Consider the following 21,734-nt stretch of genomic DNA (forward strand, 5'->3'; position numbering starts at 1 on the left):
ATTTTATGTAATCTAGTAGAGTTTGCTTGGACAATAGAATAGATAGAAGACTGAGCCCAAGAAAATGTTGTTTTTTACTAGATTCCTACGATAAAAAAGTTTTTTTAGTGTTTTTTCATATTAAACACAACTAGACAACTAAACACTAATCTATTTTCATACAGTTATGTGTTAAAAGCGTGTTGTTTTATAACACACTGTGTGTTTTTTGAACGACACACTAATTGAAAGCGTTAACACACAAAGAAAACAGTCGAAAAAGCACTGATTTTAGTGGTTTTAAAAAGTTGGCACGCTAATTGCATTAATAAAGAGCGTAAAGAAAAATAAATAAAACATAAATTTTTTATACTACACAAGGGGGATTTTCAAATGAATATTTTATTATGTTGCTCAGCGGGGATGTCTACAAGTTTACTAGTTACAAAAATGGAAGCGGCTGCAAAAGCTCGCGGTCTAGAAGGAAAGATTTGGGCTGTATCTGGGGATGCAGTAAAAACAAATATCGATCAAGCAGATGTATTATTATTAGGACCACAAGTTCGTTACATGCTTTCTTCAATGAAAACGCTTGCTGATGAGAAAAACGTTGGAATCGACGTTATCAATCCAATGCACTACGGCATGATGAATGGAGAAGCAGTTTTAGATCATGCATTAACACTTAAAAAATAATTAGGGGGGAAGCGAAATGCAAAAATTTATTGCATTTATGGAGAAATATTTAGTTCCAGTCGCAGGTAGAATTGGATCGCAGCGCCACTTAGTTGCAATCCGTGACGGATTTATCGCAGTTATGCCTCTTATTTTAGTTGGATCATTTGCAGTACTTATAAATAACTTACCAATTGATGCTTTCCAAAACTTTATGAAGGGCACATTTGGTGACGCTTGGAAAGATGTCGGTGGCGGTATGTGGACTGGTTCCTTTGCTATACTCGCCCTCATAGTCGCAGTTGGGATAAGTTACAATTTAGCGAAATCTTACGGCGTCGATGCGTTGTCAGCAGCAATCATTACATTCGGTGCATTAATTATTATTTCTCCGACAACGCCAAAAGAAGGCGGTATTGATTTAGCGTGGACAGGGGCACAAGGTCTATTCGTTTCCATTATAGTGGCTCTTCTTGTAACAGAAGTGTTTAGATTCTTTGTTCAAAGGGATATTACAATTAAAATGCCAGATGGTGTTCCACCGGCAGTAATGAAATCATTCGCAGCGTTAGTTCCAGCATTCGTTATTTTGATTGTAACAGCAGGTATTCAATTAGCTGTGAAACTTGCGGGAACAAGCATTCATAAAATGGTATTTGAAACAATTCAATTACCATTACAAGGTTTAGCGGGTACATTACCAAGTGCAATTATTATCGCGTTACTTATTCACGTATTATGGTTCTTCGGATTACATGGTCCAAATATTATTGGGGGGATTATTGACCCAATCTATTTACCAGCATTAGAGAAAAATATGAAATTATTTAATGATGGTATGTCTGCATATGACGTACCGCATATCTTCACAAAACCATTCTTTGATGTATACGTATATATCGGGGGATCGGGTGCAACGTTAGCGTTCTTAGTGGCAGTAATGCTTGTAGCGAAAAGTGCGCAGCTTCGCGGTGTAGGCCGTGTATCTATCGGTCCTGGTTTCTTTAATATTAACGAACCAGTTATTTTTGGTACGCCAATTGTATTAAACCCAACGTTAATTATCCCATTCGTACTTACACCGGTTGTATTAGTTATTACTTCTTATACAGCAATCACTTTAGGATGGGTACCAAAAACAGTTGCGTTAGTTCCATGGACAATGCCACCAATCTTTAGTGGTTATCTTGTATCGGGCGGAAGCATCGCTGGTGCAGCACTACAAGTGGTGAACTTTGCAATCGCGGTAGTAATTTACTATCCATTCGTATTAATGTGTGACCGTACTTATGTACAGGCTGCAAAAGCTGAAACAAAAGGAAGCGACAATTCAGTATCACTTTAAAAAATATTATTCTGGCGAGTTCCTATAGCTCGTCAGAATAATTACCTTTATATCATGTTCAAAAAGATGAAAAACATCTATATGAACACTAAACTATCATTAATAAATTCATACTTTAATAGACATGTTCAAACTGAAGGGGTATTTAAATCGGTTGAACCTTATAGAGAGGGCGGTAATTATGATGACTACAGCAGAACAAATTCCATTCCAATTGATTTTAAATAGTGGTAACGCACGAAGCTTTGCGATGGAGGCACTTCAATTTGCCAAACAGGGGAAAATGGTAGAAGCAGATGAAGCGATGGTAAAGGCAAAAGAAGCGATTAATGAAGCGCATCATTTCCAAACAGAGCTCATACAATCAGAAGCAAGAGGAGAAAAAACAGAGGTTAGTGTTCTTTTAATTCACGCACAAGATCATTTAATGAATGCGATTACAGTGAAAGAATTAGCAGCAGAGTTTATCGATCTTTATAAAAAGCTTGAAGCGAAAGGGGAATAAAGCATGACTGGAATTAAAATTGCTACAATCGGCGGTGGATCTAGTTATACACCAGAGTTAATTGAAGGATTTATTAAGCGTTATGATGAACTGCCTGTTCGTGAAATTTGGTTAGTAGATATTGAGGCAGGAAAAGAAAAGTTAGAAATCGTTGGTAACTTAGCGAAACGTATGGTGAAAAAATCAGGTTTACCGATCGAGGTACATTTAACACTTGATCGTCGCGAGGCATTAAAAGATGCTGACTTCGTAACAACACAACTTCGCGTTGGTTTATTAGAAGCACGTGCAAAAGATGAAGCAATCCCATTAAAATATGATGTAATCGGTCAGGAAACGAATGGTCCTGGTGGTTTATTCAAAGCGTTGAGAACGATTCCTGTTATTTTAGATATTTGTAAAGATATGGAGGAGCTCTGTCCGAATGCATGGTTAATTAACTTTGCAAATCCAGCTGGTATGGTAACAGAAGCTGTTCTTCGTTATACAAATATTCAAAGAGTAGTTGGTCTATGTAACGTTCCAATCGGAATTCGTATGGGTCTTGCAAGATTACTTGAAGTAGATGCGAGTCGTGTTCACGTTGATTTCGCAGGTTTAAATCATATGGTATACGGACTAGATGTATACTTAGATGGCGTAAGTGTAATGGACCGTGTGTTAGAGCTTGTGACAGATCCAGAAAAACAAATTACGATGGAAAATATCGCAGCGCTTAACTGGGAGCCAGACTTTATTCGAGGACTTCGTGCGATTCCATGTCCATACCATCGTTATTACTACAAAACACGTGAAATGTTAGAAGAAGAGAAAGAAGCTTCTGTTGAAAAAGGTACACGTGCAGAAGTAGTAAAACAATTAGAAAATGATTTATTTGAGTTATATAAAGACCCGAACTTAGATATTAAACCACCACAATTAGAAAAACGTGGCGGAGCTTATTATAGTGATGCAGCATGTAGCTTAATTACGTCTATTTACAATAATAAAGGTGATATCCAGCCTGTTAATACACGAAACAACGGAACAATTGCAAGCTTACCACATGATTCAGCTGTTGAAGTGAACTGTATTATTACGAAAGAAGGCCCAAAACCAATTGCAGTTGGAGACCTTCCAGTACCAGTTCGCGGTTTAGTACAACAAATTAAATCATTCGAGCGCACAACAATTGAAGCTGCTGTTACAGGGGATTATCATAAGGCGCTGCTTGCTATGACAATCAATCCACTTGTACCATCAGATAAAGTTGCAAAACAAATTTTAGATGAAATGTTGGAAGCACATAAAGAGTATCTTCCACAGTTCTTTAAAAAGGTAGAGAAGTAAAAGCGGCGCTATTTAGCCCGCTTTTTTTATTCTATTAGGAGGTATTATGATGATTAAGTTAATTGTAAATGCAGATGATTTCGGTTTTACAGAAGGTACAAATTACGGCATTATTGATGGGCATATAAATGGACTTGTCAATTCAACGACGATGATGATGAATATGCCAGGAACAGAGCATGCGGTACGCTTAGCGAAAGAGTACAACCTACTCGGAGTAGGCGTACACCTTGTATTAACGGCAGGAGAACCACTGTTAAAGGATGTACCGTCACTCGTAGGGGAAAACGGATCGTTTCATAAACAAAGTGTTGTAAGGAAAGGGAATATAAATCCAGAAGAAGTTGAGAGAGAATGGACTGCTCAAATTGAGAAGTTTTTATCTTACGGATTAACACCAACTCATTTAGATAGTCATCATCATGTGCATAGTTTACCGATTTTACATGATGTTCTTGAGAGATTAGCGGCTAAATATAATGTTCCGATTCGTCGTTGTGAGGAAGATAGAGCGGTGCATCCATTTTCTGATGTGTTTTACAGTGACTTTTATGCGGATGGTGTGACGGAAGATTACTTTGTGAAGTTAAAAGAAAGAGTACAAGGTGAACAAACGGTAGAAATTATGGTTCATCCAGCATATATTGATCCAGAGCTTGTGAAGCGTTCTTCTTACGTAATGGATCGTGTGAAGGAATTGCGTATTTTAACAGAGAGTGAGTTGCCAGAAGGCATAGAGCTTGTGAAGTTTTAATAGAAAAAACGACGTCTACATCATGCCGTCGTTTTTTATTTATAAAATGGACAGAATATATCCGCCAAAGGCTCCCAGTATAACGATAACCCAAGGTGGTGTTTTCCAAAAAGCTAGTAAGCAAAAAAGAAGCGAAGCGAAAACGAAATCTGAAGCATTTATAACTGTACTCGTCCAAATAGGATCGTAAAAAGCGGCAATTAAAATACCAACAACTGCGGCGTTAACACCAAGTAGTGCGCCTTGTATGAATGATATTTTTCTCACACTGTTCCAAAATGGTAAAACACCAATAACGAGTAAGAAAGCAGGGAGGAAAATCGCAATTGTTGCGAGTGTTGCCCCAAGCGTCCCGTTTAATACTGCTCCTATATAAGAGGCGAATGTAAATAGTGGTCCTGGTACTGCTTGTGTTAATCCGTATCCAGCTAGGAACTGTTCTTTCGTCATCATTCCGTTTTGTACGAACTCACCTTCAAGAAGGGGCAGCACGACGTGTCCTCCTCCAAATACAAGTGCGCCAGAACGATAGAAACTATCAAATAAAGCGATGTAATAAGAAAACGGTCTTAATATCGGTAGCAGCAGTAATAGTCCAAAGAATAAGACGAGACAAGAAACTGCTATCTTTTTTGAAATAGGTACTTTTATATTTTGTGATTGGCTAATTGGTTGGTTGCGATATAAAAACCAGCCGATAAAGCCACATATTATAATAAGGATGACTTGTGTCCAACTACTTGGCCATAATAAGGCAATTGCGGCAGTTACAATCGCAATCGTCGCACGGTTGCGATCTGGAGTTAACTTTCGGGCCATTCCCCATATGGCATGAGCGACAATAGCTACTGCTACAAGTTTTAGTCCATGAATCGAGCCGGCACTTCCAAGGTCGAACTGATTAAGGAATGAGGCGAAGAAAACCAAAACAAGTACAGACGGTAAAGTGAATCCAATCCATGAAATAATAGCTCCTAATAGTCCGCCTCTTAATAATCCAACCCCCATACCGACTTGACTGCTGGCAGGACCAGGAAGGAATTGACATAGCGCTACTAAATCTCCATAGCTTCGTTCATCCATCCATTTTCTTTTTTGCACGTATTCGTGGTGAAAATAGCCGAGATGAGCGACAGGACCGCCGAATGAAGTAAGTCCTAATTTAAATGAGACGAGAAAAATCTCTAATAATGTGTGAAAGATGTGTTTGTTTTTTTTCAAAATAACCTCCTATAATGTTTTTCTATGTGCATTATACAAGAGACTTTCAATCTACAGGAACGATTTTAATGTAAAGATTTTGTGAATCTTTTCTTTGTAATTAAAATTGAAAAAGTCATAAATGATTATGTCTAAACCATAAAGTAGTAGAAGTAGTGCTGGGAAATTTATATAAGGAGAATGCCTTATGACAACACATTTCTTTGCCAGGTTAACAGGTAAGAGGGAAGTACCTCCTGTAAATACAGAAGCTTTTGGGGTAGCAGAGTTTATTTTTAGTGATGATTTAACGAAATTGCATTACAGAGTAATACTAAAAAATATAGAAAAGGTTACATCGTGTCAAATTCATTTAGGGAAGTCTACTCAAATTGGTCCTGTTGTTTTATATTTGTATGGTCCACTGGAGCAAGGGATTAGTTTGAACGAGGGAAGTATTACTGGTGTAGTGAATGTAGAGGATTTTGAGGGACCTTTACAAGGGAAATCATTTGTACATTTACTTCAAGAAATTATTCAAGCAAATGTATATGTTAATGTCCATACGAAATCACAAAAAAGAGGAGAAATAAGAGGGCGAGTTAGAAAAGTAAAGAAGTAGATGAAAAGGCTGTCCATATGTTGGAACAGCCTTTTCTCATTATATAAGGTGCTAGTTTTAGCGATTATTGTCGGTAAATCGATATGTTTTGAAAATCGCCGATATAACTCACGTTACGGTCGATATTTTTAAAAACGGCCTCAATTAATTTTTAACAGGCTGATTTTTAATAAAGAAGTCCATAACGTAAAATACTTCGTCATCAGGTATTTGTATTTCAAATGTATTTTCAATCGGTTGCAATGCTTTTTTTACTTTCATATACATCCAGTATTCATCTTGTCTTCTTTTCTCTTTATCAGGGTGAGGAAGAAGGCTTTCTCCTTTTTGAAGACGGTCAACCATACAGCTCATATGCAGAATAACCCCCATTAAGCTATCAGGAGTTAGCTGTAAGGAAATTAATTCTTGAATTGTATTTAATGCGTAACGAATTGTTTTAATAAGTAATGCCCCATCGTTACGCTGCATTTGTTGTTCAAGAATATCCGCCATTTTTGCATATGTTTCTTCATACGTAATTAATTCTTGAATGGGCTGAATCGCTGTGTAGTTTACGATGTCTTGGAAATGATATGTTAAGCACGGCACTTGCACATCGAAATTCGTGACGATACAAATGATATTACGCTCTTTTTTTATGTTCTCGATCATTTTCGTTAAATCTTTTTCATGGACGATACTAATCGGAATAATTTCAATTAAGTCTTTATCAAATCGTAAATAGTTCTCTAACATTTTTTGAATAGCTAAAGCACTTCCTTCACCAGTTAAACAAGCTGTTAAAATAACAGATTTCATTGGAGAGAGAGGTTTTTTCTTTTCTTCTTGTACGTTTAAGTAAAACGGTGTTAAATTTTTTACTGTTTCATACAGCGCATCTAATGAATAACCGAGCTGAGCTTTTCGAGCTGCTTCTAGTGCATGTGGTGTGCTCGTCATCGAGAGAACACGTACAGGGATTTTGAACTCCGTTTCTAATATGTCACCGATATAAGCAAGTGACCCCATATCGACAAGTAAGAGAAGCCCATTTACATTTTGTAGTGTTTTCATATACACTTTCACACGTTCCAAGAAATCTTTCGGTGATTCGTGTAACGGCATATCAATACCGGTTACTTCCTCAATGCCGAGAAGTTCGTTTGCAACGTTTGCCATTTCAGTTGCGATACCATTACCGTGTGCTAATATTAATACTTTTACTTCTGTTTGTGAGGCAGGAATTGGATCAACAACGAAGAACATTGTTAAAAAGCCAGCTTCATCAATAGGCATTGTTATTTGTAATTCTTCCTCCAGTAGTTGAATGCATTGCATAGCTACGGAAAAAGCTTCTTTATATTTCGTACGAATTTGATTTAATTGTGGGTGATGTATTTGTTTTCCGCTTTGTAAACGTTGTAGAGTTGTCTGTACATGTAAACTTAAAGCAAGAAATACTTTTTCATCAAACGTCTTAGATAAATGCTTTTCAGCAAGTTCCGCTATTTTTTCACATACGGAAACGATATTACGATCCACAATTTTAAAAACATTTTCATGGCTTGTTTTTTTGGATATTTGGTTAAAATATTGTACGAAAAAGCTTTGAACATCATTTTCTATTAGTAATTCTAATTCTTCCTCTTCAATGCCACGTGCTTGAAGTTCTTCGTATTTATAGTCAATATAATCGTAAATAGAAGAGCGTTTTTCATCTTCTGTTTTATGATTACTCCAACCTTCCTCACCTGTAAATACAAATGTTTCATTTGGTATTTGGTATAAGTGACGGCTCTTCCTTTCAATGAACAACCCTTCTTTCATATACCAAGGTAAATCTGTACTTGAAACATAGACAGACTCACGTTTCTTTGTGACCAAATCAGAATAGGCTTTCGCACAGGCAATTTGAACATCTGTTTTTAATTGACCGATGTTATTGGGACAATTGTAAAAGACGAAAGCACGCATTGCATTTGGGCTAACGTGAATGTCTTTTCGCAGACGAATTGCTTCATTTGTGAAAAATAGCTGTAGTAAAGCAAAGCGCTCTTTATGTGTACGCTCACGAAGTGGTGGCAGCGTAACAGTCATCGGTATACGTCTTGTAAATGTTTTTAATAAAAATGAATTTGGTTCTTCTGTTGTTGCAGTAATGATTAATACTTGTGCTTTACGTTCGTTCTCTGTTTCTCCAAGGCGGCGGTATACTCCGCGGTCAATAAAGGTGAAAAGCATTTCTTGTCCCTCTGGAGGCAGGCGATGTACTTCATCTAAGAAAAGAATTCCTTCATGTGCTTTTTCAATTAACCCTTTTTGATCACTTGCTCCTGTATAAGCTCCTTTTTTAATCCCAAATAATTGCCCGAGTAGTAACTGTGGATTATTTGCATAATCAGCACAGTTAAAGACGATAAATGGTGCATCTTTGGGAAGCTGTTCAACTTCAATTGCATATTCGTGCATTAAAGAAGCAAACATAGACTTTCCGACCCCTGTTTCTCCCAGTAGTAAAGTATGCATACCGTTTGGAGGATAGAGAATAGAAGCTTTCGCTTTTTCAATTGCAATTTTAAGGCTCGTATTTTCAATTGCAAATGTATCCAATGAAGTTATGTCTTTTGAATGCGTTTCCAACGAAGTGTTCGTTTCTATGTAAAAACGAACAGGTCGCGTATTTGTTTTTAATAAACGTTTATCTTTTACAAGTTTGTTTAAATCGCTACTTACATTGGCGCGATCTAGTTGCAGAAATGTAGCGAGTTCTGATGCGGTTACACCTTCTGTATAATTGCCTTTTTGTATTGCGTTAAAAATGAGATCTATTCGTTTCATTTCTATTCACCTCGAAACTTCATCACTATTTAAAATTTTACACAAAAATGGGAAGGGTGGGAAGAGAAAAATAAAACAGCTTTAGCACATAGGCACTAAAGCTGTTACAATCTTGTGTCTTTCCAAAAATTTACCTTGAGATGAGAAGAAGGATTATAGGGAAGAAGTTTATATCCTTGTGACTGTAAATAATCAATTACTTTTGGCAGTATTTGTACGGTTACACTCGAATCATGCATTAAAATGACTTCGACTTGTTCATCACTTTGATTACGTACTCTTTCGAGTATGGCAGAAGGATTGTCATAGCTTTTCCAGTCGTATGTATCGATCGTCCAATCCCACATTTTATACTGGGCCGATACAAGTGCGTCACGGTAATTCTTTTTTAAGTAAGGCATACTACCATATGGAACGCGAACGAGATGTGTATTTAATTTCGTAACTTGCTGGACAATGCTTTGTGTTTGCTCCATTTCTGCAATTAAAGTGGAAGGGTCACCAGTGTAAAGGCGTTTTACATCGTGTGACATACTGTGAAGTCCGATATAATGTCCGTCTTTAATTAATCGTTGCATTGTCTTTTTATAATGTGGTACTTTTCCACCAATAACAAAGAAAGTTGCTTTTCCGTTCTTTTCTTTTAAGATGTTTAAAATTTGTGTAGTATATTTGTTTGGCCCGTCATCAAATGTTAAGTACGCAATTTTTTGTGTAGGAGAAGTTGTTTCAGTATTTGGATGATATTCAGCAGGAATAACAGTTGTTGCTTCAGTATTAGATGATACGTACATAGTAATCGTTAAAAATAAAATAATACATTGAAATACTCGCTTGATCATAACATTCACCCTCAGTTTGACAATCAAGATGTAAAAAAGAAAACTTGATACTTTTCTTATTATGTATATCTTTCTCCAATAGAGGAACTCTCAAACAATCTATATTTTGGAAATATAAAATAAGAATAAAAAATAGCATCCTCTTATAAGAAAGAGGATGCTATTTGAATATTTCATAATTGAAAAGGCTATACTACAATTAGTCTTCTCGTTTTTTCACTTTTTTATAAAAGGAAATGATTGGTTTGTAGCGTTCATGTACAAGCCCGATTATTTCAGCGATGATTTCTGTGAAGAAAATCAAAGCGAAAAGAAGAATAATGGATAACCATAACGTTGCAGTAGTAAAAATAATGGCATTTACACTAAAGAAAATACCGAATGCGTATATAATTAGTACCGTTTTGCGATGAGAGAATCCCATTGCAAGTAAGCGGTGATGTAAATGCGATTTATCTGGTGCTGAAATAGGTTTTTTATTTACGATACGACGGATGATTGCAAATATCGTATCAAATATAGGTACACCTAAAATGATAATTGGAACGATAAAACTGAATAACGTTACACTTTTGTATAATCCAAGTAACGATATAACAGAAATACAGTATCCTAAAAATAGTGCTCCTGTATCTCCCATGAAAATTTTTGCTGGATGGAAGTTGTAGAATAAAAATCCAATTGTACTTGCTAATATAATTAATGCAAGTGGCAATATAATAGCTGTTCCAGTACCCCATGGGCTAGTGAAGGCCATATATGCTAGCGTTGCAAGTACGATAGATGAAATTCCAGCAGATAATCCATCTAAGCCGTCAATTAAGTTGATTGCATTCGTAATACCTACAAGCCAAAATACTGTAATTGGATAAGCAAGCCATCCAAGTTCAGTATCCCCAAAGAATGGGATATATAATACTTGCACTAATAATCCACTTTTTACAATCATAATGGCAACTAACAGTTGTCCACCGAATTTTACTCTCGCAGATAACTCGTACATATCATCTAAAATTCCGATGATTACAATGATAATTGCACCTAGCGTTATCGATAACATTCTTTGCTCATATAAGCCGCCGACAACAAATCCTACAGCTACACCAATAAATATTGCTAACCCGCCAAGACGTGGCATAATCTTTTGGTGCACTTTACGTGCGTTTGGCTTATCTGTCGCTCCTATTTTAAAAGCTAATTTAATAACTAAAGGAGTAACGACAAGTACAGTGATGAAAGATGCCAAAATGGCATAAATCACTTGTGAGTCCATTAATACCCCACCCTTTATAGTCTAACGTAATTTTTTTTTTGAAAATATATTTATCTGAAAATTATGATGTTTGTTTACAGGCTCATAACATATGGTATCACAAAAAGATTAGAATTCAATCTTTTTTTCTTTTTACGGTTAATGGAAGCGAATAAAATATATGACAATTGTATATAGAATGTTGAATCATATAAGAAGGTTAATCGTACTGGACTTCGGAATGTGACATTTTCTCTTTTTCTTCGATAGTGAATACTTTTATTTCAGTATTATAAGTGTTGCACGTAGAAATGAGTAAGTCTCGTGTTAAAATGTGGGAATTTATTACGCGTAAACTGGCAGCCCCATTCTTACTGATTAAGTTTTACTTTATAGTGCATTTAATTTTACAAAAACTTTAAAAAAAATAAGAGAAGTAATTCATATAATGAAAAAGGAAAAGGGTTTTCTCATTTTTAACGTGAGAGGGGGAAGCGCAGGGAGAATTCTAATTTTCATATCTTTTCTATTGTAAATTCCTGTGCGAAAAAGAAATGAAAATTACGATAGTAGGTACTGGATATGTTGGGTTGATTACAGGAGTAGGATTGGCAAAATTGGGGCATTCAGTTATATGTTTTGATATAGATAATGAAAAAATTGAACGGATAAAACAAGGGGATTTACCTATTTATGAGGTTAGATTACATGAATTAATAAATTATGCATATGAGAATAATGCTTTAATTTTTACATCAAATAAAGAAGAGGCATTTGATGATGTAGAGTTTATATTTATTGCAGTTGGAACACCACCTTTATTAGATGGGACGGCAGATTTAACGTATATTCAGAGTGCTTGTAACGATATTGGATTATATGCGACGAACGATATTATTGTTGTTACGAAAAGTACAGTTCCAGTAGGTACAAATGATGTAATGAAGGGATGGATTGAGGAGAAGTTAAAAGGGAGGCATACAGTACATATCGTATCGAATCCAGAGTTTTTGCGTGAAGGTTCAGGTATTTATGATTTCTTTCATGGAGATCGTATTGTAATTGGAGCGGATAGTGAGGAAGTAGCAAGAAGAGTAGAGAGTTTGTATAGTGAATTATGTTTAGAAACGTATGTTACAGATATTAAAAGTGCAGAGATGATTAAATACGCGTCGAATGCCTTTTTAGCTACAAAGATTAGTTTCATTAATGAAATTTCAAATATATGTGAGAAGGTAGGCGCGAATGTATTAGATGTTGCCAAAGGGATGGGAATGGATAAGAGAATTGGTGCATCTTTTTTAAATGCGGGCATTGGCTACGGAGGGTCGTGTTTTCCGAAAGATACGAAAGCGCTGGTGCAAATTGCGGGAAATGTTGCTCATGATTTTCGTTTGTTAAAAGCGGTTATTGAAGTAAATAATAAGCAACAGCTGCTATTGATTGAAAAAGCGAAAAAAGTTATGAACATGAGTAAAAAGCGGATTGCAGTTCTTGGCGCATCCTTTAAACCGAATACGGATGATATTAGAGAGGCATCATCTCTTATTATAATAGAAGCATTACTTAATATAGGTGCAGAAATTGTTCTTTACGACCCAAAAGCAATTCAATATGTGAAAAATATATTTGGAGATGCTATACAATATAGTAGATGTATAGATGAATCGATTAGAGATGCGAGTGCGGTTTTTATCGTAACAGAATGGGAAGATATTCAAACTTATCCGTTAGAAAAGTACGTACAACTTATGAGGGAGCCTATTTTATTTGATGGGAGAAATTGTTATACTGATGAAGATGTTAAGAAACAAAAGATAGATTATTACTCGGTGGGAAGAAAAAGTATTTGTAATAGAAAAGTTTCTGTTATGCGTTAAAAAGGGATGTACTCATGCATATTTTTATATGTCATAATAGGAGCTGTAATTAGTGAAAGAAAAGAGGCAATCACATGACTGAACGTTTAAAAGTAATGACAATTTTCGGGACACGTCCAGAAGCAATTAAAATGGCACCTCTTGTATTAGAGTTGCAAAAACACCCAGAAAAAATTGAATCGATTGTGACTGTAACAGCACAGCATCGCCAAATGTTAGATCAAGTATTAAGTATCTTTGGAATTACACCAGATTTCGATTTAAATATCATGAAAGACCGCCAAACTTTAATTGATGTTACAACGCGTGGTTTAGAAGGTTTGGATAAAGTAATGAAAGAAGCGAAGCCGGATATTGTACTTGTACATGGTGATACAACAACAACATTTATTGCAAGCTTAGCTGCTTTTTATAATCAAATTCCAGTAGGTCATGTTGAGGCGGGCCTTCGTACGTGGGATAAGTATTCTCCATACCCAGAAGAGATGAATCGTCAATTAACAGGTGTAATGGCGGATCTTCATTTCTCACCAACAGCAAAATCAGCAACGAACTTACAGAAGGAAAATAAAGATGAGTCACGTATTTTCATCACAGGAAATACAGCGATTGACGCGCTACAAACGACTGTAAAAGAAACATATAGTCATCCTGTACTAGAGAAACTTGGAAATGATCGTCTTGTACTTATGACAGCTCACCGCCGTGAAAACTTAGGTGAACCGATGCGTAATATGTTCCGTGCAATTAAGCGTCTTGTTGACAAACATGAAGATGTACAAGTTGTGTACCCTGTTCATATGAACCCTGTTGTTCGTGAAATAGCAAATGAAATTTTAGGTGAACATAACCGTATTCATTTAATTGAGCCGCTAGATGTAATTGATTTCCACAATGTTGCAGCTCGTTCATACTTAATGTTAACGGATTCTGGTGGTGTACAAGAAGAAGCTCCATCACTTGGTGTACCAGTTCTTGTTCTTCGTGATACAACAGAGCGCCCTGAAGGTATTGAAGCAGGTACGCTGAAATTAGCAGGAACAGACGAAGAGACAATCTTTGGTCTTGCTGATGAGCTGTTATCAGATAAAGAAGCCCATGATAAGATGGCGAAAGCATCTAACCCTTACGGTGATGGTCGTGCATCAGAGCGTATTGTAGAAGCGATTTTACAACACTTTAATAAGTAAAAAAAAAGGGCCCAATCGGATAGATTGGGCCTTTTTTTTTACGGCTGATTGCGCATAATCCACTCTGCATGAGCATTTGTAGAAGGTGGCGGATCAGTTGGTGTTTTATTTTGGTTTGTCTCTTTTTTTGTTTGTTCGTTAGAGTTAGAACTTGAATTTAAATCAGGATTTGAGTTGTTTTTTGTAGTTGGATTTTTTGCTTTTTCTCCTAATTCTTTTTCAATTTCGTTACGCACCGTTTCTACACTGATTGGATCTGGAAGGAAGTAATAAATACCGCCTATCTTTTTGTCTTCGCCTTCAAGCTTTAACGTTTGCATTGTAGAAGGATCAAATCCAGAAAGTTTATTGTAAAGAGCAAGTCCGTCTGAAATAGGAATGTCGGTTTTTATATATTTTCCAACGACAGCTGTTAAATCTTTAATTTTAAATACAGTAGAGGTGGAGTTTAGTTTATGAGCAACAGCGGCCAGTAATTGTCTTTGTCTAGCAGCTCGACCATAATCGCCATTTGGATCTTGCTTTCGCATACGGACGTAAGCAAGTGCTTCTTCACCGTTTAAGTTTTGCTGTCCTTGCTTAAACTGAATTTTTTTGTAGTAATCCACGTCAGAGCGCTCCCAGAAATCGAAGGGTACGTCAACGGTAACGCCGCCAACAGCATCAACGATACCTTTAAAGCCTTGGAAATCAATTTTTAGATAATGGTCTACAGGAACTTTTAGAAAGCCTTCGACAGTTTTGATTGCCATTTCTTCTCCGCCGTAAGCATGGGCAGCGTTAATTTTGTCTTCCTTATTTTTGCCAACAATTTTAACTCGAGAATCACGAGGAATACTCATAAGTGAAATCTTTTGCGTTTTTGGATTGACTGTTGCAAACATTAATGAGTCTGTACGACCATTTTGACCATCTGTCGCATAATCTTCTATACCCATAATGAGAATTGTAAAAGGTTCCTTTGTAATTTCTACATCTTGGTTTCTTAAATCCGATTTTTCACGAGTAAAACCACTATACATCCCCATAAGAGAAGAGTAAGAATTTAACACATAAACTCCTATGCTGCCAAATAAAAATGCGAAAATAAGGAAGAAGAAAAGTTTCCTTCTTCGCTTCTTTTTTATTCTGCTATTTTGGAGATGATAATAACGTTCTTCCATATATAATCTCCTTAGTTCGTTAGTTCATTTGTAGGGAAGTAATTCACTACATTAATCTTTGAAGGTGATAAATGGGTTATTCTTAGATAACATCTTGTTCTAAGTACAACATATCTCCTTCTGTAATTGTACATTTCCCGTTTGTTAATTCAATCATCCAATCTGTAAATGCTTGTTTGCCGTCTTCTTCTACATATGTATCAAATGTGACATTTTCTAGATAATGAATATCTTTAATGGCATATTTTGAATTGCGTAATTCATTTTCCACTTTGCCAAGTAATGTGTAATCAATCTCGGTTTGCATCACACGCATTAGTTTTCGCTGGACAACACCGACATGATTAATGCCTTCGCTTGTACACTTTCCATATGCACGAATTAATCCACCTGCGCCAAGTTTAATGCCACCAAAATAGCGTGTTACGACGACGACGGTATCTTTTATTCCACGTTTTTTAAGTACTTCCAGCATTGGTACGCCAGCTGTACCGCTAGGCTCACCGTCATCATTTGCCTTTTGAATATGATCTTGTTCGCCAATTAAATAAGCGGAACAATTATGTGTTGCATTCCAATGTTGTTTTTTTATTTTTTGTATAAATTCTTGAGCCTCTTCCTCAGTTGTTGCTCGGCTAATATAACAAATAAATCTTGATTTTTGAATGACGATTTCGTGTTCGCCGTAGTCTTTGATTGTTAAATATTGTAATAGCACTTGTGTACGCCCCTATCTATCAAAATGACTAGTACTTTCCATTTTAAAAGCGAGCCTTTTTATATTCAAACATTTTTTCTAAATATGCTGAAGTTTTTGGCGAGTATTTTATCTTTTTGTTGTAATTTGTCGAGATGGTAGGTATAATTTCAACCGGCATTTTCATGTATGGATGCACCATTTGTAGTTTTCGTGTAAAATTAGGAAATAAAACTTTTTATAAGGCAGGTACGAAAATGAAAATAGCTATTGTTACTGATAGTACGGCATATATACCGAAGCAAATTCGTGATGAACTCAATATATATATGATTCCATTAAACGTTGTGTTTGGAACAGAATCTTATCAAGAAGAAGCTGAAATTTCAGCAGATGATTTTTATGTGAAAGTACGTGAACAAGAGGAACTTCCAAAAACTTCTCAACCAGCAATCGGAAAGTTTGTTGAGCTATATGAAGAACTAGCTAAAGATTATGATGCAGTTATTAGTATTCACCTATCAAGTGGAATTAGTGGTACATATCAAACATCAACGACAGCTGGACAGATGGTAGAGGGTATTGATGTATACACGTATGACTCTGAAATTAGTTGTGAAGTACAAGGATTTTATGTGCGTGAAGGTGCAAAGTTAGCAAGTGAAGGAAAGAACCCAAAAGAGATTATCGCTCGTTTTGATGAAATGAAGAAAACGATGGACGCCTATTTTGTAGTTGATGATTTACATCATTTACAACGTGGTGGTCGATTGAATAGCGCGCAAGCTTTCATCGGCAGTCTGTTACAAGTGAAGCCAGTTTTATATTTTAGAGATAAAATCATTATTCCGTTTGAAAAGATTCGTACACGTAAAAAAGCATTAAAACGTATCATTGAAATTTTTGATGAGCAAGCAAGTAAAGGTGTACCTATGGAAGCAGTTATCATTCATGCGCAACGTGAAGAGGAAGCGAATGAATGGAAGAAAGAATTAGAAGCAAAATATCCTCACGTCACAATTCGTACAGGTTATTTTGGAGCTGTAATTGGTACACACTTAGGTGAAGGTGCATTAGGTCTTGGATGGTATACGAAGTAATAAAGATATAAAAAGCTCTCTTTTTAAGAGGGTTTTTTTACGGGTATGTTACGTTTAGTTGACAAGTTAATATTTGGAAATGGTAAAATGTACGTAAAATAAAATAATGAGGAAAGTTTTATAACTTACTTTTTACAAGAAACTATATTATAATAGAAGAGAGGTGAAACATATGGAGCATAATTCTTGTTTATGTCCAAAGTTTGAGTCAGCTTTTACTCTGCTTAGTAAGAAGTGGACTGGCTTAATTATTAAATCTTTGCTTGAAGAGTCGAAACGTTTTAGAGAAATCGCAGATATTATCCCAAATATGAGCGATCGTATGTTGTCAGAGCGTTTAAAGGAATTGGAAAGCGAGGGCATTGTAGTTCGTAATGTCTATCCAGAAGTACCAGTTCGAATCGAGTATGGCTTAACTGACAAGGGAAAAGCGTTAGAAAGTGTTATGGATGAGGTCCAAAATTGGGCTGAGAAATGGATGAAGTAGTATTTCATTTGTATTCGTATTCGTATATTTAATAAAACGTAAGGGATTCCTTACGTTTTTTCTTTGTTTATAGAAGTGAGAAAAGTATATAAATTTCTACACATACATACAAAAATATGCGCATTTTGCGCTAGAGCTACATATAATATTACATTTGTTTTACAAAAACGTAACATTAGCAAAAAAAATCCCGAATTATGGTATAAATTTTATAGGTTATATACGGAAAAAGAAAAAAGAAAGCGGTGTAAAAAATAAAATGAAAAAGCTAAAAATGGCATCTTGTGCATTAGTTGCAGGATTAATGTTTTCTGGGCTAACACCAAATGTATTTGCAGAAGATAAAATTTCTGACGTGAAATCACAAATTAACACACAAAATGACACTTTACATAAACAACAACAAGAACGTGATGAATTACAAAAACAAATGAATGACTTAAACAAAACAATTCAAGGTTTAGATAAATCTGTTCAAGAGAATGCTGCAAAGCTTGATGAAACAACGAAAAAAGTTGCTGATACTGAGCAATTAATTGAAAAGAAAAATAAAGATATTGCAGAATTACAAACAAAGATTGCAAAACGTGAAGAGCTATTAAGAAAGCGTTTAGTTGCACTCCAAGAACAACCAAATACGAACGTTGTAACAGAAGTTCTTGTAAACTCTAAAAACATTGCAGATTTAGTTGATCGTTTAACTTCTGTTTCTAAAATTCTTGAGTCTGATGAAGATATCATGAAAACACAACAAGAAGATCAAGCTAGTGTGAAAAAAGATGTTGCAACGGTAAAAGAGAAACAAAAAGAATTAAAAGAAGCACAAGCTCAAATTGAAACTGCCAAGAAAGATCTTGACGCTGAAAAAGCGAAAAAAGAAACTGCAGTAAATGATTTAAGCGGTAAAATGGAAACAGTTGTAACTACAATGACAAGTACGGAAAGCCAATTAAAAGAGCTTGAACAACAGGCATTAAAATTACAACAAATTGCTGAAAAAGAAGCGCAAGAAAAAGCTGCACAAGAAGCTGCTGCTCAAAAGCAAGCAGAGCAAGCTGCTAAAGACGCGCAAGCTCAGCCAGCACAGCAACCAGCGGCGGCTCAACCAGCACAAACGCAAGCTCAACCAGCAGCTCCAGCAAATAATGCTGTACAAGCTCCAAAAGAAGAGTCTAAAAAAGAAGAACCTAAAAAAGAAGAAGCGAAAAAACCAACACCAGTAGTAACAAATGATGGTGGCGGAAGACAAGATGTTGTTGAAAAAGCTAAAGGCTTAGTAGGTCTAAAATACGTATGGGGTAGTGCGTCAATTTCAAACGGTGGTTTTGACTGCAGTGGTTTAATCTCTTACGTTTACGGTTTAGGTCGTCAAGATACTAGAAGTCTATGGAGTTCTGTACAAAAAATTAGCCCATCTGAAGCGAAACCAGGAGACCTTATCTTCTTACAAGGCACATATAGAGCGGGCGTATCTCACGTTGGAATTTACATTGGTGGCGGTCAAATGATTCATGCTGCTGATGAGTCAACAGGTGTTACTTATGGTAGCGTAAATAGCTCTTACAACCAAAAACATTTCTTAGGTTACGGAAGATTATAGAATTATAATTCAATGAAAAACGTGTATAAAGTCGGTAGCTTACTATTTTCTAAGTAGGTTATCGGCTTTTTTGAGTTTTTACGAGATGATGAGAAAGGTTTATAGTAGTGCTGGAGGTGATTGTTGATGCTAGCGGGGAAACAGTTGCTATTAGAAGAACTTTCTTCAGATTTACAGAGGGAATTAAACGATTTGAAAAAGAAGGGAGAGATCGTATGTGTACAAGGTGTAAAAAAGAAGAATTCTAAATATATGTGCCAACGCTGTGGAAACGTAGATCGGTGGCTATTTGCGTCGTTTTTATGTAAAAGGTGCAGTAAAGTGTGCACATATTGCCGGAAGTGTATAGCGATGGGGAGAGTAAGTGAATGTGCTGTACTTGTTCGCGGGATTGCTGAAAGAAAGAGAGAAAAGAATTCAAATTTGTTACAGTGGAACGGGACGTTGTCTACTGGCCAGAATTTGGCGGCGCAAGGAGTTATAGAGGCTATTAAGCAAAAAGAATCATTTTTTATTTGGGCTGTATGCGGGGCTGGGAAAACAGAGATGTTGTTTTACGGTATTAACGAAGCGCTTCAAAAAGGAGAAAGAGTTTGTATCGCAACGCCAAGAACGGATGTTGTTTTGGAATTAGCACCGAGATTACAAGAAGTATTTCCATATATAAAGGTAGCGGCTTTATATGGAGGGAGTGTAGATAAAGAAAAAGATGCAGTACTAGTCGTTGCGACCACGCATCAATTATTACGTTATTATAGGGCCTTTCATGTCATAGTTGTAGATGAGATAGATGCTTTTCCATATTGTGCAGATCAAATGTTACAGTACGCGGTAAAACAAGCGATGAAAGAAAAAGCGGCGCGTATTTATTTAACTGCGACTCCAGATGAAACGTGGAAGCGAAAATTTAGAAAAGGTGAACAAAAAGGTGTTATTGTTTCTGGACGATATCACCGTCATCCGTTGCCAGTTCCTCTATTTTGCTGGTGCGGAAATTGGAAGAAAAGCCTCAACCGTGAAAGAATTCCTCGAGTTTTACTACAATGGTTAAAGATGTACTTAAACAAAAAGTATCCTGTTTTTTTATTCGTTCCCCATGTACGATATATAGAAGAAATAAGCTCGTTATTGAAATCATTGCATAATAAAGTTGAAGGGGTACATGCAGAAGATCCGATGAGAAAAGAGAAAGTCGCAGCGTTCAGAAAGGGAGAAATCCCATTATTAGTTACAACGACAATTTTAGAGCGAGGCGTAACGGTGAAAAATTTGCAAGTTGCAGTTTTAGGGGCGGAAGAAGAAATATTTTCAGAAAGTGCGCTCGTACAAATTGCGGGCCGAGCAGGGCGGAGCTTTGAAGCACCATATGGAGAGGTCATTTATTTTCACTATGGCAAGACAGAGGCGATGGTGCGCGCGAAAAAACATATTCAAGGTATGAATAAAAATGCGAAAGAACAAGGATTGATCGATTAATGCATTGTTTACTTTGTGATGAGTGTTTTGTAGAAAAGGTTAGTTGGTACACTTTTTTTGTAAAGTGTCATAGAAAATATATATGTGATAGATGTGAGCAGAAACTTTCCTATATTATAGGAGAAATTTGCATGGAGTGCGGGCGACCTTTAGAATTTGTTCCTGCCTCATTTCAAGAAGACGGTATTTGTATAGATTGTATAAGGTGGATGAAAGAGGAGAAGTATCGTTCTTTTAAAAACCGTTCGTTATATATGTATGATGATGAGATGAAAGAAATAGTAGCGCAGTTTAAGTTTCGGGGGGATGCAGAGTTAGTGCACATTTTTTATCGTCCTTTTCGAAGTTTATTTCAAAAGTGTTTTGCCAATGTTTCAACTGTTATCGCTGTTCCGCTTAGTAAGGAAAGGGAAATTGAACGTGGTTTTAATCAAGCTGAGTTATTAGCAACTTGTTTGCCTGTCAAAATTTCTTATCCATCATTAAGAAGAAGGGAAACAGAAAAGCAAAGTAAGAAGACACGTAAAGAAAGGGTGTCAGGAAGCAATCCTTTTTATTTTCAGGGAGAAGAGATGTTTTCTGGGCAACATATTTTACTCGTTGATGACGTGTATACGACAGGGATTACAGTTAGGCAAATCGGAAGTTTGTTATATGAAAGAGGGGCAAGGGAAGTATCTAGTTTGACACTTTGTAGAAGTTAATATGACAGTGTCGAAAGGGATAATAAAAAGGCGATAAGTCTTCTTTGACTTCATATGTTGTCATTCGTTATAGTCAAAATATGGGGCGAATGCCCTGATTTTTAGAGTGAAGGG

At 36.2% G+C, this 21,734-nt stretch carries 19 protein-coding genes; 13 read left to right on the top strand and 6 right to left on the bottom strand.

From position 1 onward, the window contains the following. The first annotated feature begins 372 nt into the window (after window positions 1-372). From MR112_RS10655 to chbG, 5 genes are all read left to right on the top strand, one after another. Window positions 373-675, top strand: coding sequence for a PTS sugar transporter subunit IIB (locus MR112_RS10655; protein WP_001023567.1), 303 nt, complete (start codon window positions 373-375; stop codon window positions 673-675). Window positions 676-691: 16 nt separating this feature from the next. Further along, complete coding sequence (gene celB, locus MR112_RS10660) at window positions 692-1,999, top strand: PTS cellobiose transporter subunit IIC (protein ID WP_001168848.1); 1,308 nt, start codon at window positions 692-694, stop codon at window positions 1,997-1,999. A 181-nt stretch (window positions 2,000-2,180) separates the two neighbouring features. After that, on the top strand, window positions 2,181-2,504 hold the full coding sequence (locus MR112_RS10665; protein ID WP_000989059.1) for a PTS lactose/cellobiose transporter subunit IIA: 324 nt from the start codon (window positions 2,181-2,183) through the stop codon (window positions 2,502-2,504). 3 nt (window positions 2,505-2,507) lie between these two features. Continuing rightward, a complete protein-coding gene (gene celF / locus MR112_RS10670) occupies window positions 2,508-3,833 on the top strand; it encodes a 6-phospho-beta-glucosidase (protein ID WP_000145762.1) in 1,326 nt (441 codons plus the stop codon). Window positions 3,834-3,882: 49 nt separating this feature from the next. After that, a complete protein-coding gene (gene chbG / locus MR112_RS10675) occupies window positions 3,883-4,587 on the top strand; it encodes a chitin disaccharide deacetylase (protein WP_242244943.1) in 705 nt (234 codons plus the stop codon). Between the two features lie 39 nt (window positions 4,588-4,626). Here chbG and MR112_RS10680 read toward each other — a convergent pair whose 3' ends face one another. Continuing rightward, complete coding sequence (locus MR112_RS10680) at window positions 4,627-5,808, bottom strand: chromate transporter (RefSeq protein WP_226368825.1); 1,182 nt, start codon at window positions 5,806-5,808, stop codon at window positions 4,627-4,629. 187 nt (window positions 5,809-5,995) lie between these two features. Here MR112_RS10680 and exsM point away from each other — a divergent pair, with 187 nt between their 5' ends. Further along, the gene (gene exsM / locus MR112_RS10685) at window positions 5,996-6,409 is read left to right on the top strand and encodes an exosporium regulatory protein ExsM (protein ID WP_000207046.1); all 414 of its coding nucleotides are present in this window, start codon (window positions 5,996-5,998) and stop codon (window positions 6,407-6,409) included. Window positions 6,410-6,553: 144 nt separating this feature from the next. Here the strand turns inward: exsM and MR112_RS10690 are convergent, their stop codons facing one another. The 3 genes from MR112_RS10690 to MR112_RS10700 all read right to left on the bottom strand — a co-directional run bounded on the left by MR112_RS10690 (window position 6,554) and on the right by MR112_RS10700 (window position 11,344). Then, window positions 6,554-9,229 carry a sigma-54-dependent transcriptional regulator gene (locus MR112_RS10690; RefSeq protein WP_242244944.1) on the bottom strand — a complete coding sequence of 892 codons (2,676 nt, stop codon included), beginning with the start codon at window positions 9,227-9,229 and terminating at the stop codon, window positions 6,554-6,556. A 104-nt stretch (window positions 9,230-9,333) separates the two neighbouring features. Beyond that, the gene (locus tag MR112_RS10695; protein WP_000597149.1) at window positions 9,334-10,071 is read right to left on the bottom strand and encodes a polysaccharide deacetylase family protein; all 738 of its coding nucleotides are present in this window, start codon (window positions 10,069-10,071) and stop codon (window positions 9,334-9,336) included. A gap of 199 nt (window positions 10,072-10,270) precedes the next feature. Continuing rightward, a complete protein-coding gene (locus MR112_RS10700; protein WP_006917642.1) occupies window positions 10,271-11,344 on the bottom strand; it encodes a glycosyltransferase family 4 protein in 1,074 nt (357 codons plus the stop codon). 533 nt (window positions 11,345-11,877) lie between these two features. Here MR112_RS10700 and MR112_RS10705 point away from each other — a divergent pair. After that, window positions 11,878-13,203: a UDP-glucose dehydrogenase family protein gene (locus MR112_RS10705; RefSeq protein ID WP_017656392.1), complete on the top strand. Its 1,326-nt coding sequence runs from the start codon at window positions 11,878-11,880 to the stop codon at window positions 13,201-13,203. 74 nt (window positions 13,204-13,277) lie between these two features. Then, window positions 13,278-14,393, top strand: coding sequence for a non-hydrolyzing UDP-N-acetylglucosamine 2-epimerase (wecB, locus tag MR112_RS10710; RefSeq protein ID WP_000140145.1), 1,116 nt, complete (start codon window positions 13,278-13,280; stop codon window positions 14,391-14,393). A gap of 38 nt (window positions 14,394-14,431) precedes the next feature. Here wecB and MR112_RS10715 read toward each other — a convergent pair whose 3' ends face one another. Beyond that, a complete protein-coding gene (locus MR112_RS10715) occupies window positions 14,432-15,556 on the bottom strand; it encodes an LCP family protein (RefSeq protein WP_000392807.1) in 1,125 nt (374 codons plus the stop codon). Between the two features lie 82 nt (window positions 15,557-15,638). Then, window positions 15,639-16,274 (bottom strand): YigZ family protein, encoded by a 636-nt coding sequence (locus tag MR112_RS10720; RefSeq protein ID WP_025686691.1) that lies wholly within the window; start codon window positions 16,272-16,274, stop codon window positions 15,639-15,641. A gap of 236 nt (window positions 16,275-16,510) precedes the next feature. Between MR112_RS10720 and MR112_RS10725 the strand changes: the two genes are divergently transcribed. From MR112_RS10725 to MR112_RS10745, 5 genes are all read left to right on the top strand, one after another. After that, window positions 16,511-17,353 (top strand): DegV family protein, encoded by an 843-nt coding sequence (locus tag MR112_RS10725; protein WP_000684725.1) that lies wholly within the window; start codon window positions 16,511-16,513, stop codon window positions 17,351-17,353. 172 nt (window positions 17,354-17,525) lie between these two features. Then, on the top strand, window positions 17,526-17,840 hold the full coding sequence (locus MR112_RS10730) for a winged helix-turn-helix transcriptional regulator (protein WP_000400857.1): 315 nt from the start codon (window positions 17,526-17,528) through the stop codon (window positions 17,838-17,840). Window positions 17,841-17,994: 154 nt separating this feature from the next. Beyond that, window positions 17,995-19,440 carry a C40 family peptidase gene (locus MR112_RS10735; protein ID WP_000499477.1) on the top strand — a complete coding sequence of 482 codons (1,446 nt, stop codon included), beginning with the start codon at window positions 17,995-17,997 and terminating at the stop codon, window positions 19,438-19,440. A gap of 126 nt (window positions 19,441-19,566) precedes the next feature. After that, a complete protein-coding gene (gene comFA, locus MR112_RS10740) occupies window positions 19,567-20,916 on the top strand; it encodes an ATP-dependent helicase ComFA (protein ID WP_242244945.1) in 1,350 nt (449 codons plus the stop codon). Next, window positions 20,916-21,620, top strand: coding sequence for a ComF family protein (locus MR112_RS10745; RefSeq protein ID WP_013142274.1), 705 nt, complete (start codon window positions 20,916-20,918; stop codon window positions 21,618-21,620). The genes comFA and MR112_RS10745 overlap by 1 nt, the downstream gene beginning before the upstream one ends. Window positions 21,621-21,734: the final 114 nt, after the last annotated feature.

It is taken from the genome of Bacillus cereus group sp. BfR-BA-01330, assembly GCF_022663885.1.
Classification (GTDB): Bacteria; Bacillota; Bacilli; order Bacillales; family Bacillaceae_G; genus Bacillus_A; species Bacillus_A cereus.

Bases quoted from the DNA above. Each gene is read 5' to 3' on its own strand.
- MR112_RS10655 (WP_001023567.1), top strand. From the start codon at position 373: ATGAATATTTTATTATGTTGCTCAGCGGGGATGTCTACAAGTTTACTA.
- celB (WP_001168848.1), top strand. From the start codon at position 692: ATGCAAAAATTTATTGCATTTATGGAGAAATATTTAGTTCCAGTCGCA.
- MR112_RS10665 (WP_000989059.1), top strand. From the start codon at position 2,181: ATGATGACTACAGCAGAACAAATTCCATTCCAATTGATTTTAAATAGT.
- celF (WP_000145762.1), top strand. From the start codon at position 2,508: ATGACTGGAATTAAAATTGCTACAATCGGCGGTGGATCTAGTTATACA.
- chbG (WP_242244943.1), top strand. From the start codon at position 3,883: ATGATTAAGTTAATTGTAAATGCAGATGATTTCGGTTTTACAGAAGGT.
- exsM (WP_000207046.1), top strand. From the start codon at position 5,996: ATGACAACACATTTCTTTGCCAGGTTAACAGGTAAGAGGGAAGTACCT.
- MR112_RS10690 (WP_242244944.1), bottom strand. From the start codon at position 9,229: ATGAAACGAATAGATCTCATTTTTAACGCAATACAAAAAGGCAATTAT.
- MR112_RS10695 (WP_000597149.1), bottom strand. From the start codon at position 10,071: ATGATCAAGCGAGTATTTCAATGTATTATTTTATTTTTAACGATTACT.
- MR112_RS10700 (WP_006917642.1), bottom strand. From the start codon at position 11,344: ATGGACTCACAAGTGATTTATGCCATTTTGGCATCTTTCATCACTGTA.
- MR112_RS10705 (WP_017656392.1), top strand. From the start codon at position 11,878: ATGAAAATTACGATAGTAGGTACTGGATATGTTGGGTTGATTACAGGA.
- wecB (WP_000140145.1), top strand. From the start codon at position 13,278: ATGACTGAACGTTTAAAAGTAATGACAATTTTCGGGACACGTCCAGAA.
- MR112_RS10715 (WP_000392807.1), bottom strand. From the start codon at position 15,556: ATGGAAGAACGTTATTATCATCTCCAAAATAGCAGAATAAAAAAGAAG.
- MR112_RS10725 (WP_000684725.1), top strand. From the start codon at position 16,511: ATGAAAATAGCTATTGTTACTGATAGTACGGCATATATACCGAAGCAA.
- MR112_RS10730 (WP_000400857.1), top strand. From the start codon at position 17,526: ATGGAGCATAATTCTTGTTTATGTCCAAAGTTTGAGTCAGCTTTTACT.
- comFA (WP_242244945.1), top strand. From the start codon at position 19,567: ATGCTAGCGGGGAAACAGTTGCTATTAGAAGAACTTTCTTCAGATTTA.
- MR112_RS10745 (WP_013142274.1), top strand. From the start codon at position 20,916: ATGCATTGTTTACTTTGTGATGAGTGTTTTGTAGAAAAGGTTAGTTGG.